The organism is Pseudomonas fluorescens (assembly GCF_001307275.1).
GTDB lineage: Bacteria > Pseudomonadota > Gammaproteobacteria > Pseudomonadales > Pseudomonadaceae > Aquipseudomonas > Aquipseudomonas fluorescens_AA.
This window is the reverse complement of record NZ_CP012831.1, coordinates 4,609,548-4,621,798: the sequence shown is the minus strand read 5'-3', so window position 1 is coordinate 4,621,798 and position 12,251 is coordinate 4,609,548. Positions and strand designations below refer to the sequence as shown.

Below are 12,251 nucleotides of genomic sequence, written 5' to 3'. Positions count from 1 at the left end.
TCCCGCTGGGTGGCGAAGCCGCCCCAAAACGCTCTTCCAGACAAACGGCATCGACCGGTCTACGACGGCCAGGCCGCCGAGCGGGAGCAAGCTCCCTCGCCACGGAGTGCGGTCTTTAAGGCGATGTATGTAACTTGCTGCCGCCTTCGCGAGCAAGCTCGCTCCCACAGGAGATTGGCGGTGGGTACCGTTTCTGTGGAGTTCATCCTATCCACTCAACCTTGACTCATCGTCCCCGAAAAACTCGCCTCCACCGGCCCGATAAGAAAGACCGCGCCCAGGCCATCCCATTGCACCGTCACGCTGCCGCCATCACATTCAACCTCGACGGTACTGTCCAACAAACCACGACGAATCCCATTGACAACCGCACCGCACGAACAGGACCCCGACCCCAGCGCAATACCCGCCCCACGCTCCCAGATGCGCAACCGAATATGCGTGCGATCAATGATCTGGACGAAATGAACGTTGGTCTTGAGCGGGAACAGCGCGTTGGTTTCAATGGTCGGGCCGATCGTCGCGATATCAACGCCAGCCAGGTCATCGACAAAATAGGTGCAGTGGGGATTTCCCATGCTGCAGGCGGCTGGACTGTCAGCAAGTGGCAAGGCAGCGGTGTCCAGTTCTTGCGCCAAGGGAATGTCCGACCAGCCGAAAAGCGGCACGCCCATGTCGACGGAAATGTCGCCGGTTGGCGTACGTTCGCAAGTAAGCAAACCACGGTTAGTGCGCAGCACCAGCGAAGTCACATGTGCTTCGCGCATGAGCAGGTCCGCCGCACCTCGTGTCGCGCTGCCGCAAACATCCAGTGCGGAGCCATCTGCGTTCCAGAACATCACCCGCGCATCGGCATCGTCGCAATCGAGCAACACCGCGAGTTGGTTGAAGCCTATGCCCCGGTTCCGATCCCCCATCCGATGGGCCATGGCACTCGTCACCGCACTGGCCGAATTTCGCGAATCGACAATCACGAAGTCATCGCCATTGGCATGCATCTTGTGAAAGCTCAGTTGCATGCAAACGCCCTGCTGGAGATAGAAATGGAATTACCGTCAGGGTCTTTGGCGTTGGCAAAAGAGTAACCGTCCGCCCTGTGCGTCGCGCCAAACTTCAGGCCCTGGGCCAGGCATTTTGCCTTGAAACCTTCTACATCCTGGAGATCAAAGACAAGCTTTACGGTGACTTGCCCCGTTTTAACGGCCTTCCCCGCAGGGTGAACCATCAGGATCGCGCCACCGTTTGCAGGGCTCAATTCGGTGACGCGGTCATCGACTTTTCTTTCACTGGTAAAACCGAAGTGACGCTCATAAAAATCGCAGGTCGCTTGAACGTCCCGGACATACAGCATGATTCGATTGAGTGACGGTTGCATGGGTTCTTCCTTGATCATTGTGAGTGTTGCGCTTGCCCATATGCCTTGGTCATGACCGCCCAGGTCTTGGCGTCGGCAGGAATCAGATGCTCGATACGCAATGAACTCATGGTGATGTCGAGCGGCATGCCGAAGGTTGTGAACGTTGACATGAACGTCAGCTCCCCCTGGGGAGAGTCGACTCGTGTCAGCAACAGCGGAGGCAGTTCGTTCGCCAGCGCCACAACGCTGCGTGGGGCCGGCAGGCTCTTCAGAATCTCAGCCAGCGCGGGATTGTTCAAGGCTTCCCGAGATGCCCGTTGCCAGGCCACTACTCTTATTTCCTCGGCGTTGCTCAAACGATCGCCCAAGCCGCCGGGTTGCAGCAGTGTCACCAAGAGGTTGAGTCCCTCTGCCGCTTCCCTGGCAAGCCCAACCAGATCGAACAAGACACCCGCGCTGGCATTCGCGGCAAGGATGTTCCATTGAGCATTCAGAACAATCGCCGGAGCGGGGTTATTGGCGTGAAGTACATGGTCAATGGCATCACGTACCACTTCCATTGACGACGACGTGAGCGGCGTCGTTTCGTAGCGAGGGGCGTAACCACTGGCCAGGAAGATGTCGTTGCATCGCTCCAAAGGTACATCCAGGGCAGTCAACAAGTTATGCAGAGTGCCGGGGCTTGGCTTGGCGCGCCCCGTTTCGATGCAACTAAGGTGACGCTGGGAGATGCCTGTGATCAGTGCGCAGTCCAGCTGACTCAGTCCAGCCTGTTGGCGCAAGTGACGCAGTTGCGCACCGGCCGAGGTTGGCGGCGTCGTTCGAGAAAAAGGTCGACTGGTCATCCGTTGACTCTGGCATTGCGGGTGAGCGGCGTCGATGACCTCTGAGGTCATTGAAACCATGACGGTCAAATCACTAGCCTATCTCCACTGATCAATGAACTTGTCCAAGGAGGCAAAGTGAAGAAACCTTACATCGCACTTGTCACGCTGCTGCTTTTTTCCGTGTACACAGCGAGTACTTTGTTTCTCGCCGATCAATCGCTCCTGGCGTTCGGCATCGGGCTCATGTCTCGCCCAGACACCGCACAGGTCGTCATCGACCTTTATCTGCTCGCTTGCATGGCGTGCATCTGGATGTACCGGGACACACGTTCTAAAGGCAAGTCGCTCACATCGCTGCTGCCTTACCTCCTGATCACGGCCATCTTCGTATCAATCGGTCCACTGTTGTACATCGTCGTTAACGGATTTGGACGCCAATCGCCGGAGACAGGTATTCCCGATTACCCAGCTCCTTAAAGCGTCCCCCATCATGCGCATGCCTCCAGGCACGCCAGCACTTCAAACCGCTGGATCATAACCGCAGAAGACGATTGCAGCTCAAGGCCAATCAACAATCACTGCTTTCGGGTCGCCCTGGCGCATCTGGGCCAGCTCAGCATCCGCCTTGGCTTGCGTCGCGTGGCAGAACTCGAAGGCGTTCTGGGTCTTGCCGGTCGGCCCCTTGGCCTCGGCCATGCACATCACCGCACCCGGCGCACAAACAGCGCTGTTAAGTTTGAAATCCCCCCAAACGCCAGGTTGTTCCTGCTTCACCTTGGCGATGTAGTTTTTGAGCGAGGGCTGCATGTCGCTCGCGGCTCCGGCGATCAACTTGACCGGGCTGACGCTAGCGCCGTAAGTGTGCTGGGTGGACAGTACGGCAGTGCAATACAGTGCATCGGCCGGAACCGCAGCAGCTACGCCGTTCGCCATCACCGTCGGCGTCATCGATACTTGAGTTCCGCCGGGCCCGACCAGAACCGGCACGATGCTGAACGCGTTGTTTCGCCATACCTTCAGGTTCACCCGCGAGCCAATTGGCGCTTTTGCAACGGCCACCCTGAAATCGATTGAATCGGCGATAAGCCCGTTATCCACTGCCACGATCACGTCTTGAGGCAAGATCCCGGCCTGTTGCGCACCGCTCCCCGGAACGGTTGACAACACCACAACCCCAGCTGGGGGAGCTGACAGGGCCATGGCCCGCTTCGGATCGATGGTGTCGATGCTGGCGCCGATCCGGCCACGAGGTAAATTGGCGGGCTGGCAAGCTTTTTCCAGCCATACCTGGCTGGCCGCTTCTTTTCGAGCCGTGGCGACCTGCTTCATGATCGGCTCGGCGCTCGCCTGGTACATCGGCACTTCGCTGAGGGACATTTCGATGTACTCACAGGACTTGGAGCGATACCGGTCGGGCGTTTCCCGGGTCACCAGTTTTTGCAGGTCAATGGGCGGCAGGCCTTGGGGCGCGGCAATGGTGGAGGTTGCGGGAGAGACGCTGGCAGAGTCCGCTGTCGCGACCGAGGAGACCACATAGGCGCCGGCCGCCAGGCCTACGGCACTGGTCATTACGCTGGTGTCCACTCCCCCCATGGGAAGCAGCATCGCACCGACTACCGCCGCCTCACCGAGACCGCCATCAGAGGCACAGCCAGCCAAGGCAGTGAGCGAAAGTACAACGGCGAGCCTGGTGCTTGATTTGAAGGCAGGAGCAGACATTTCGCTTCTCGGTGATGGATTCGAATGGATCGTGGCGCATCATGGCAAAGTGCCTTTAAGTTGTATATCGAATGCACGTTCGCCCGGATGCCGCCCGTCTCAATCACCACGGCAACGAAGTGCTTGGTTTGAGGTTGGACAGGATGATGGCCAAATAGTACCTTGCCTGGACCCGCCTGAACGCCACGACCCCAGAGAAGCCCATGTCGACAAAATGCCTTACCGCAATACTGGTGCTCTCCCCGCTCCTGGCGTCTTGCGTCAACCCCATGTACAGCGCCGCCGAGCGAGCCGAAACAGCGGAATACCTGCGCAAGGTCAGAGACCCGGCGACCTACTACGCCATGGATTGTGAGACGTTCCTGGCAACCAAACGGGGTTGGGAACAATACCCCAACATGGCCGCCGACCCCGTTAACCTCGTGATCCAACAGGTGGCCACACAACGCGACTGTTCAGCCGGCAGCGCTCCTGTGCCCAGCGCGGCTGCGGTGGCCCCGACATCCGTGACGCCGGCGGCAATGCCCGTTCCCGTGTCCAATCAGTCGGGGTCCTTGGGCCTGCACATCACCCCTGTTACACCGACGGTGGCTCGGCAATTCGGCTTAGCCGCTGTCAGTGGCGTCTTGGTCTTGGGACCCGTACCCGGAAGTGGCGCTGAAAAGGCAGGCATGTTGGCCGGCGATATCGTTTTGCAAATTGCCGGGACTTCGGTCAATAGCCCAGCCGAGCTGACCGCTGTCGCCAGCCGTATTCGACCTGGTTTCGCGGCGCCGCTGAAAGTGTGGCGTTATCGGGCTCCCATCGATGTGCTGGTGGAAGTAGGCGACTCATCGGGCATGGCGCCCTCGGTAGCCTCTGCGCCTGCGGCAGTCGTCGCGCCGACGCCGAGCCTCCCCCTGGCCGCCCCTGTGACATCGCCAGCGAGCAATAGCACGACAAATACTTCGTTCTGTTTTGCCCTGTTCGAGGCCAGGCAAGTCCAGGGGCTGAGCGACTATCCATCAAGGGGCCTTATCACTCCCGTCTGGCAAGGCCCGGCACTGAGCGGCACACCGGCTCGTCTTGCCATGCCGGAGTTCCAGGCATTCACTCGGGCCCAAGGCTACGATGTGAAAATGCAACCGATGTTCTGCCAACCCATCGGCGCCAGCGAGCAGTGCCAGGCGCTAGGGTCGGAGAGCTTCATGCTGACCACTCGCAGCTTTACCGCGATGGTCAATTGCACTGAAACCTTGCAGGGCGTAGAAACAACCCGCGGTCTACTGCTCAAACAGTGGCCTTATCTGCAGACCACCGCGTGGCGTCCTTTGGCGGGTCAATAATGGCTATCTCTCGAGCCAATCTTCCCGCGTCATTTCCCAGATTTCCTTAGGCAACGTCCCACAAACGAAGTCCCCCTGCTGCGTCGCAATCATGCGCATGCCTTCATGTTCCGAAACTTTACGTGAAGCCAGGTTGCCCACCGCCTTGGGCACTTGCATGACGGGGCGGCCCAGGGTTTCAAACCAATAGGCGTTGATCGCCTCGCACGCTTCGCGCATGTAGCCTTTTCCCTGCCATTGCGGCGCCAGCCAGAAACCCCGGTTGTTGCCAGGCTGGTCGTACAGGCTGATGCTGCCGATGCTCTGTGGCGGATCGTCGGCAATCCGGATCATCCAGTGCCACTCGCATCCGGCGGCGACAGCGGGGAGCGCGTGGTCGCGCACGTATGTCAGCGCGCCGTCATCCGGGTAAGGCCAGGGCACGCGACTGTCCAGGTAACGGACCACTTCCCAGTGTGGGAACAACCGTTGAATCACCGGTGCGTCCGTCAGCTCAAGGGGTGTGAGGATCAGACGGCGGGTTTGGAATGTGGGGATGGTTTGCATCATGAAAGTCCTTTTCAAACATCATGGTGTCCTTGAAAAACAACCCACTCCAGCGTTGTCCTCAATCCAGACGGCGACACAGGTAGGCTTGGGTTTGATAAGGGAAATCAATAGTTTCACGCCCCCTCAAGGAGGGATGCGTGTCGATAAGATGCTGCAACTGATCACTCACCTTGGCCTTTTCGGCGGCAGGCAAGGCGGCGATGAAACTCACCGACAGGAAGCGGTCCATGATGACTTCCCTGGCGCTTCCTGAATGTGTGTATCGAAAGCAGGTCAATTCAGGAGTCGAAAAATAGTTTCCTGTGAAGGGTAACTGCCACGACCCGGTATGAAAACGCGGAGTATCGCCTTCGTATGGAGTGATGATATCAGTGATAGCAGCCACCCAGTCCTCCGACTCATCACGTACGTTCCAGATCAGGCCCAATCGGCCATTCGCCCTGAGCACTCGGTAAATCTCGGCAAGCGCTTTTTCATTTGCAAACCAGTGGAAGGCTTGGGCACACACCACTGCTTGTGCCATTCCAGATTCGAACGGGATACTGTCTGCCGTCCCCTCCACAATCCTGACGTCCGGCAGGCTTTGGGCAAACTCGGCACGCATGGCCTCAACCGGTTCGACTGCAATGACATCGAGCGCCATGGACTTCAACAATCGAGTGAATTTTCCTGTGCCGGCCCCTAGATCGATAACTGCCGATCCCGGAAGAAGATCCAATTCTTGTTCCAGCCAGGCACTCAGTTCACTTGGGTAGTTCGGGCGCCCCTTGGCATAGGTGTGGGCTTGCGATGAGAATCCAATCTGGGCGGCCTTTTGAATGTTTGCCATGAGCCACGATCCTCATTGTGAATGTTGCATTAGCTGGGCTGCCCCTGGATGGAAGGGAAGAATTATTACCTAGCCGTTTTCAGGATCTTCAACTGTCTTTCTGCGGCCTTTCGAAGCCACCACTTTATATGCACCGGTACGAGCCTCTTTAACCGAATGTGCGGTCAAAGGGTCGCTACGAAAGCGGTAATGAGCTGAGGTTTTCTTGGCGGGAGGGCGAACGGTTTGGATAGGCGTCGCCTTTGCCGAGGCTGGCGGCAAGAAAGCACTCGGCTCCATCGCAAAGCGCTCTGCCAGTGCGTACGCCATCTTGTGACTGATGGGCCGATCCCCACTGAGCACCTTGGACACCGCTGTTTTATCACCTATTTCAGGGAGCTCTGAACCGGTGAGTCCGAGCGTCTCCATCAAATCCCTGATCAGTTGCACAGGGGTGCATGTCGCCTCAAAAGCGGCATTCGATTGGCGAAACTGGTCGGAGTCGCGCTGGTAGGCCAGGATTTCATCCTCGAGTTCAACGAGAATTTTCTCCTCGGTCTTGCTCAGTTCGCGCCCATCGGTGAGTTCATCGAGCAAGTCAGTCGCACGCTCATAGTCGGCGTGGGTCTCGATGCCATGCACAAACTCGCCGCGCAAGCGCTCTAGCACCGCATGCAACTCACCAAGCGTTGCGATCACGGTCTGGAAATCGTTCCGGTCTGCGCTCATCGTTTTACCCCTTTGTTTCTTGCATACCAGGCGTTGGCCACGTCGTAATCAGCATGCGTGTAGATGTGTTTGACGTAGAACTTCTGCCGGGTGTAGTTGACCCCCGCTATCACCCTGAGATTATTTGCGCCTACGTCGATCACAACCCAATTCATTGCGGCTCGGGGCTTGAACAAATCGACACCGTGCGTACCGAAAAGCTTTTGCAGGTCCGCGAACGCCTTGGGGCGAGCCATCTTCAAAATGCGCAGGCAACGATCAAGTCCAGCCTTGTCGTTCGGGTACAAAATTGCAGCGTCGTCAAAACGTGATGGCGTGAGTATATCCATAGGCTTCCTTGTCTTTGAGCCAATGGCACTCTGGTTGTGTTTTTTAACAACTGCGATGTGTTGGCGGCAGCGGGACTCATACTGTGGCAAGTAGGCGATTTGGCCGGCAGCATTGGGCCAAATGGGTGATCACCTACACATCCGGAGACAAAATCATGAACCCAGACCATCACACCACCCGGGACCTTAGCTCCGCTTGCGCCTCAACACAGCAAGTTCACTCAACTTGACCATCTCGCAACCGCCTTGAAGCTCCACACCTCACCCCGTCACACACCCCTGCGGCACCTTCCCAGCAAAACTGTCCACCAGACTCGCCACCACCATCTCCCCCATCCGCGTGCGGGTCTGCAACGTCGCACTCGCCCGGTGCGGTTGCAGCACCACCTGCTCATTGCCAAACAACGCCTCGGGCACGTGCGGTTCATCGACAAACACATCCAGCGCCGCACCGGCGATTTCCCCGGCGGTCAGCGCCGCCACCAGGTCGGGCTCGTTGACCAGTTTGCCGCGGGCCACGTTGATCAGGTAACCGCCCTGGCCCAAGGCGCGCAGCACCTCGGCATCGATGATGGCTTCAGCCTTGTCGGCGGCCGCCGCGAGGATCAAGGCATCGCTGTCGCGAGCCAGTTGCTTGAGGTCGGCGACGAAGGTGTGGTTCACGTCGCTCATCGGTTGCAGATCGGTATAGCTGATCGGACAACCGAACGCGGCGGCGCGGGTTGCCACGGCGCGACCGACCCGGCCCATGCCGACGATGCCGATGCGCATGCCGGACACTTGCCGGGCCAATGGCAACGGAGCCAATGGCGTCGGGCTCTGGGGCCATTGGCCGGAGCGCACGTAGCGGTCACCGGTGCATAGCCCTCGGCACACCGCAATCAATAGGCCGATCGCCAGGTCGGCGACATCTTCGGTCAGCGCGCCGATGGTGGCGGTCACGCGGATTCCACGATCCCTGGCGTAGGCCAGGTCCACCGCATCGGTGCCCACGCCGTTGACCGCCACCACTTCCAGTTGGGGCAGTTGCGCCATGAGCGCCTGGCTGATGCCCGTATGCCCACCAGTGATCACACCGCGAATGTTGGCGCCGTGTTCTTGTAGATAGGCTTGTTTGTCAGCCTGTTCGAAATAGCGCCGTACCGTGAACAGCTCGTTGAGCCGGGTATTGATTTCAGGGATCAGGATCGGGCTGAGCTGCAAGACTTCTGGCTTCATGTAGACCTCGTAACGGAATAGGAAAAAACTGATTCAAGCGTAATCAGGTGTGCTCGCCACGCATGCACACCCTCAAAAATGAACAGCGCCCAGGCTCAACCGCGACCGGCAAACGGCATGGCCGTGGCCATGACGGTCATGTTCAAGACGTTGGCCGACAACGGCAGGCCTGCGATGTAGCGCACCGCGTCGGCCACATGCTTGACGTCCATCATCGGCTCCACCGCGATGCTGCCGTTGGCCTGACGCACGCCCTTGGTCATGCGCACGGACATTTCGGTGAGGGCGTTGCCGATGTCGATCTGGCTGCAGGCGATGTTGTATTCGCGTCCGTCCAGGGCCAGGGATTTGGTCAGCCCCAGCACCGCGTGTTTACTGGCGGTGTAGGCGCTGCTGAATGGCCGCGGGGTGTGGGCCGAAATCGAACCGTTGTTGATGATCCGCCCACCCTGGGGCTGTTGCCGGCGCATCAGGCCGAAGGCACCACGGGCGCACAGGAAAACGCCGTTGAGGTTGGTGTCGATCACGTTTCGCCACTGCTCGAACGTGAGTTCATCCAGCGGCACGGCAGGCGCATTGACGCCGGCGTTGTTGAACACGACGTCCAGGCGTCCGTAGGCCTCGGCGATGGCGGCAAACAGTGCATCGACACTGGCCGGATCGCGCACATCGGTGGGCACCGCCAGGGCTTCGCGCCCCTCGCAGGCCGCCAACTCGACCAATGTCTGCAAGGGCTCGGGGCGGCGCCCGGCCAGCACCAGCGTGTAGCCGTCTGCCATCAGGCCCAGGGCCACCGCGCGGCCAATCCCGCTGCCGGCGCCAGTCACCAGAGCCACTTTCAATGTGTTGGACATGTGGATTCTCCCTTCTCGAATTCAGTCAGATGAACGCGGACCGACGCGCATTTCCAGTTCGCCGATGCCATCGATGCCGGCCGTGATGACATCCCCCGGCTGCAGCACATCGACGCCTGCCGGGCTGCCGGTCATGATCAGGTCGCCAGCCCGCAGCGCTACCGATTGGGAAATGCGGGCGATCACTTCACTGACCGACCAGATCTGGCTGTCGAGGCTGTCGCGCTGGCGCTCTTGACCGTTCACGTTCAGCCACAACTCGCCTTCGGGGTGCCCCGCCCGCAACACCGGCACGATGGCCGTCATCGGCGCGGCGCCGTCAAACACCTTGGCGCCCTCCCACGGCAAACCGTTGCGCTTGGCCAGGCGCTGGACATCACGCCGGGTCAGATCCAAACCCGCCGCGTAGCCCCACACATAGGCCAGCGCCTGGCTCTCAGGGATGTTGTCGCCGCCCTCCCCGATGGCCACGACCAATTCGATTTCGTGAGCGAACTCCTCGGTCACCGGTGGAAACGTCACGTCGCCGGTCGCCTCCACCACGCAACTGGCAGGTTTCATGAAAAACACGGGGGGGACTCGGGATTCACCCTGGGTATCGGGCCAAGGGTAGTTGCGACCGACGCAAAAGACCCGGCCGACGGGAAAACGCTGTGGGGTGCCAACAACCGGCAGGGTCACTGGCAAGTCCGGGGTAAAGACATACTCGGGCATGTTCATCCTGGTAAAAGTCCTGATAGAAGCGTCAGCGTACGGTGGCAATCCCCGGCTAAGTTGGAGGAATGCCGCCTCGTGTTGGAGAAAAACAGCTTTTTTCCGGGCTCAGCGCGCCTTGAGTTCAATGCGATACAAACGGCCAAGCAGCAACGAATAGGACAAGGTGCCAATCAGCGCCACACCGCCGATGAACCAGAAGGCCAAGGCAAATGAGCCGGTCTTGTGGACAATCGCGCCAATCACGATGGGGGTGACAATCCCGCCGATGTTGGCCGCCAGGCTGGTGATCCCGCCGGTCAGCCCGATCAGCTCCTTGGGCGCTACTTCCGACACCGCCGCCCACGAGGACGAAGCGATGCCCTGGGCAAAGAAGGCAATCGTCAGCACAGCGATGCAGATCACGTTCGAATCGGTGAAATTCACCAGCACGATGGACATGCCCAGCATCGACCCGACCACCAGCGGCAACTTGCGGGCAAAGGACAGCGAATAACCGCGGCGTATCAGCAGATCGGAGACGATCCCGGCGAGCAGGATTCCCACTGTCGCACCCACGAACGGCAGCACGGCGAAGATCCCGGCCTTGATCATGGTCAGTTGACGCTCTTCGATCAGGTACGTGGGGAACCAGGTGAGAAAGAAGTACAGCGCCGAGGTGCTGGCGAACTTACCGATGCAAATCGCCCAGACCTGCCGATAGCTGAACAGCTCGGCGATCTGCCGCCAGTTGAACCGGGTGCGCTCTTGGCTGCTCTTGACCAGCCCGCCCCCGGCTTCGATGTACTTGAGTTCTTCCTTGCTGACTTTCTTGCAGTTCATCGGGTCGCGATACAGGAACAGCCAAGCCACACCGAAAACAATGCCGAGCGCACCGGTGCTGTAGAACACATGGCGCCAGTCGTAGGTAGTCGCCAGCCACAGCAGCGCACCGGTAAACAGCGCCGTGCCCAGGTACTGGCCGCAGACGTAAATACTGCTGGCGAGACCCCGCTCGCGCGCCGGGAACCACACCGTGACCGCCCGGCTGTTGGCCGGAAACGCCGGCGCTTCCATCGCACCGACGGCCAGGCGCAGACCGAACAACGAAGCGAAGCCCGTGGCAAAGCCCTGGCACACCGTGACGGTCGACCAACTGATCAGCGACACCCCGTAGGTGAACCGGGAACCGAAGCGATCGGCGATGAACCCGGCGGGTACCAGTGCAATGGCGTAGGTCCAGGCAAACGCGGAAAAAATCAGGCCCATTTCGATCTTGTCCAGGCCCAGGTCCTTGGCAAGGAAGGGTGCGGCAATCGAAATATTCACTCGATCGATGTAGTTGATGATCGTCGCGATCAGCAGCAACGACAGCATGAACCAACGCCGGCGCGACGGCAGGCGCTCAGGCACCACGGCGTCCCGGGCGCTGGCAATTTGGGAGGTGTGGGAGTTCGACATGGTGGACCTCATTATTGTTAGAAGCGTCGAAATGTTTACGAGCAGCCGAAATCAATGCCCTCGATGCCGGGGCAGAACAATCGCTACAGGAATGAGAGGCGCGAACAGCCGGTGTCAGGTGTTCAGAGAGGCCTTGCAACAGGATCTGTCGCAGGAGCGGTCGGGAGGGTCAGCGTGAAACAGGAACAGGCTCATGATGTGCGCACCTTTTGATTGTTTTTGGATGGAGGGTCGGGTTGCGTGATCCAACAGTGGTCGTACAACCATTCAAAATCAACTGAGGTGTTAGATCATTTTTCCCGGTTGAAACCGTGCCCAAGAAACCTGTCCAAAAAAACAAGATCGCTGAGTTTTTTAAAAGCGTTTTATAAATACAAATAAG

14 protein-coding genes are annotated in these 12,251 nt (G+C 59.1%); 2 read left to right on the top strand and 12 right to left on the bottom strand.

The features are described 5' to 3' along the window. Positions 1-215 precede the first annotated feature (215 nt). From dapF to AO356_RS20740, 3 genes are read right to left on the bottom strand one after another with little or no spacing between them, the layout of a single operon-like run. Positions 216-1,019: a diaminopimelate epimerase gene (gene dapF, locus AO356_RS20750; RefSeq protein ID WP_060741327.1), complete on the bottom strand. Its 804-nt coding sequence runs from the start codon at positions 1,017-1,019 to the stop codon at positions 216-218. After that, a complete protein-coding gene (locus AO356_RS20745; protein ID WP_060741326.1) occupies positions 1,010-1,375 on the bottom strand; it encodes a VOC family protein in 366 nt (121 codons plus the stop codon). The genes dapF and AO356_RS20745 overlap by 10 nt, the downstream gene beginning before the upstream one ends. Positions 1,376-1,389: 14 nt before the next feature. Next, the gene (locus AO356_RS20740) at positions 1,390-2,202 is read right to left on the bottom strand and encodes a helix-turn-helix domain-containing protein (RefSeq protein WP_060743162.1); all 813 of its coding nucleotides are present in this window, start codon (positions 2,200-2,202) and stop codon (positions 1,390-1,392) included. Positions 2,203-2,319: 117 nt separating this feature from the next. Between AO356_RS20740 and AO356_RS20735 the strand changes: the two genes are divergently transcribed. Then, positions 2,320-2,661: a hypothetical protein gene (locus AO356_RS20735; protein ID WP_060741325.1), complete on the top strand. Its 342-nt coding sequence runs from the start codon at positions 2,320-2,322 to the stop codon at positions 2,659-2,661. 81 nt (positions 2,662-2,742) lie between these two features. On the opposite strand, the gene AO356_RS20730 is transcribed toward AO356_RS20735, so the two are convergent. Continuing rightward, positions 2,743-3,903: a PDZ domain-containing protein gene (locus AO356_RS20730; RefSeq protein ID WP_060741324.1), complete on the bottom strand. Its 1,161-nt coding sequence runs from the start codon at positions 3,901-3,903 to the stop codon at positions 2,743-2,745. Positions 3,904-4,172: 269 nt separating this feature from the next. On the opposite strand from AO356_RS20730, the gene AO356_RS20725 reads away from it, so the two are divergent. Next, entirely contained in the window at positions 4,173-5,228 is a 1,056-nt protein-coding gene (locus AO356_RS20725) for a S1C family serine protease (protein ID WP_060741323.1), read from the top strand. Positions 5,229-5,231: 3 nt separating this feature from the next. Here the strand turns inward: AO356_RS20725 and AO356_RS20720 are convergent, their stop codons facing one another. The 8 genes from AO356_RS20720 to AO356_RS20685 all read right to left on the bottom strand — a co-directional run bounded on the left by AO356_RS20720 (position 5,232) and on the right by AO356_RS20685 (position 11,869). Beyond that, entirely contained in the window at positions 5,232-5,774 is a 543-nt protein-coding gene (locus tag AO356_RS20720) for a GNAT family N-acetyltransferase (RefSeq protein WP_060741322.1), read from the bottom strand. Positions 5,775-5,835: 61 nt separating this feature from the next. Then, positions 5,836-6,606 (bottom strand): class I SAM-dependent methyltransferase, encoded by a 771-nt coding sequence (locus AO356_RS20715; RefSeq protein ID WP_060741321.1) that lies wholly within the window; start codon positions 6,604-6,606, stop codon positions 5,836-5,838. A 69-nt stretch (positions 6,607-6,675) separates the two neighbouring features. Continuing rightward, on the bottom strand, positions 6,676-7,314 hold the full coding sequence (locus tag AO356_RS20710; protein ID WP_060741320.1) for a helix-turn-helix domain-containing protein: 639 nt from the start codon (positions 7,312-7,314) through the stop codon (positions 6,676-6,678). After that, positions 7,311-7,643 (bottom strand): type II toxin-antitoxin system HigB family toxin, encoded by a 333-nt coding sequence (locus AO356_RS20705; protein WP_060741319.1) that lies wholly within the window; start codon positions 7,641-7,643, stop codon positions 7,311-7,313. Before AO356_RS20705 ends, AO356_RS20710 begins: the two co-directional genes overlap by 4 nt. Before the next feature lie 261 nt (positions 7,644-7,904). Then, the gene (locus AO356_RS20700) at positions 7,905-8,861 is read right to left on the bottom strand and encodes a 2-hydroxyacid dehydrogenase (RefSeq protein WP_060741318.1); all 957 of its coding nucleotides are present in this window, start codon (positions 8,859-8,861) and stop codon (positions 7,905-7,907) included. A gap of 95 nt (positions 8,862-8,956) precedes the next feature. After that, on the bottom strand, positions 8,957-9,715 hold the full coding sequence (locus AO356_RS20695; protein WP_060741317.1) for an SDR family oxidoreductase: 759 nt from the start codon (positions 9,713-9,715) through the stop codon (positions 8,957-8,959). A 21-nt stretch (positions 9,716-9,736) separates the two neighbouring features. Beyond that, on the bottom strand, positions 9,737-10,435 hold the full coding sequence (locus tag AO356_RS20690) for a fumarylacetoacetate hydrolase family protein (RefSeq protein ID WP_060741316.1): 699 nt from the start codon (positions 10,433-10,435) through the stop codon (positions 9,737-9,739). A 102-nt stretch (positions 10,436-10,537) separates the two neighbouring features. Next, positions 10,538-11,869: an MFS transporter gene (locus AO356_RS20685; RefSeq protein ID WP_060741315.1), complete on the bottom strand. Its 1,332-nt coding sequence runs from the start codon at positions 11,867-11,869 to the stop codon at positions 10,538-10,540. Positions 11,870-12,251: the final 382 nt, after the last annotated feature.

Excerpts from the sequence above, each read along its gene's own strand:
- dapF (WP_060741327.1), bottom strand. The coding sequence starts at position 1,019 with ATGCAACTGAGCTTTCACAAGATGCATGCCAATGGCGATGACTTCGTG.
- AO356_RS20745 (WP_060741326.1), bottom strand. The coding sequence starts at position 1,375 with ATGCAACCGTCACTCAATCGAATCATGCTGTATGTCCGGGACGTTCAA.
- AO356_RS20740 (WP_060743162.1), bottom strand. The coding sequence starts at position 2,202 with ATGACCAGTCGACCTTTTTCTCGAACGACGCCGCCAACCTCGGCCGGT.
- AO356_RS20730 (WP_060741324.1), bottom strand. The coding sequence starts at position 3,903 with ATGTCTGCTCCTGCCTTCAAATCAAGCACCAGGCTCGCCGTTGTACTT.
- AO356_RS20725 (WP_060741323.1), top strand. The coding sequence starts at position 4,173 with ATGTACAGCGCCGCCGAGCGAGCCGAAACAGCGGAATACCTGCGCAAG.
- AO356_RS20720 (WP_060741322.1), bottom strand. The coding sequence starts at position 5,774 with ATGCAAACCATCCCCACATTCCAAACCCGCCGTCTGATCCTCACACCC.
- AO356_RS20715 (WP_060741321.1), bottom strand. The coding sequence starts at position 6,606 with ATGGCAAACATTCAAAAGGCCGCCCAGATTGGATTCTCATCGCAAGCC.
- AO356_RS20710 (WP_060741320.1), bottom strand. The coding sequence starts at position 7,314 with ATGAGCGCAGACCGGAACGATTTCCAGACCGTGATCGCAACGCTTGGT.
- AO356_RS20705 (WP_060741319.1), bottom strand. The coding sequence starts at position 7,643 with ATGGATATACTCACGCCATCACGTTTTGACGACGCTGCAATTTTGTAC.
- AO356_RS20700 (WP_060741318.1), bottom strand. The coding sequence starts at position 8,861 with ATGAAGCCAGAAGTCTTGCAGCTCAGCCCGATCCTGATCCCTGAAATC.
- AO356_RS20695 (WP_060741317.1), bottom strand. The coding sequence starts at position 9,715 with ATGTCCAACACATTGAAAGTGGCTCTGGTGACTGGCGCCGGCAGCGGG.
- AO356_RS20690 (WP_060741316.1), bottom strand. The coding sequence starts at position 10,435 with ATGAACATGCCCGAGTATGTCTTTACCCCGGACTTGCCAGTGACCCTG.
- AO356_RS20685 (WP_060741315.1), bottom strand. The coding sequence starts at position 11,869 with ATGTCGAACTCCCACACCTCCCAAATTGCCAGCGCCCGGGACGCCGTG.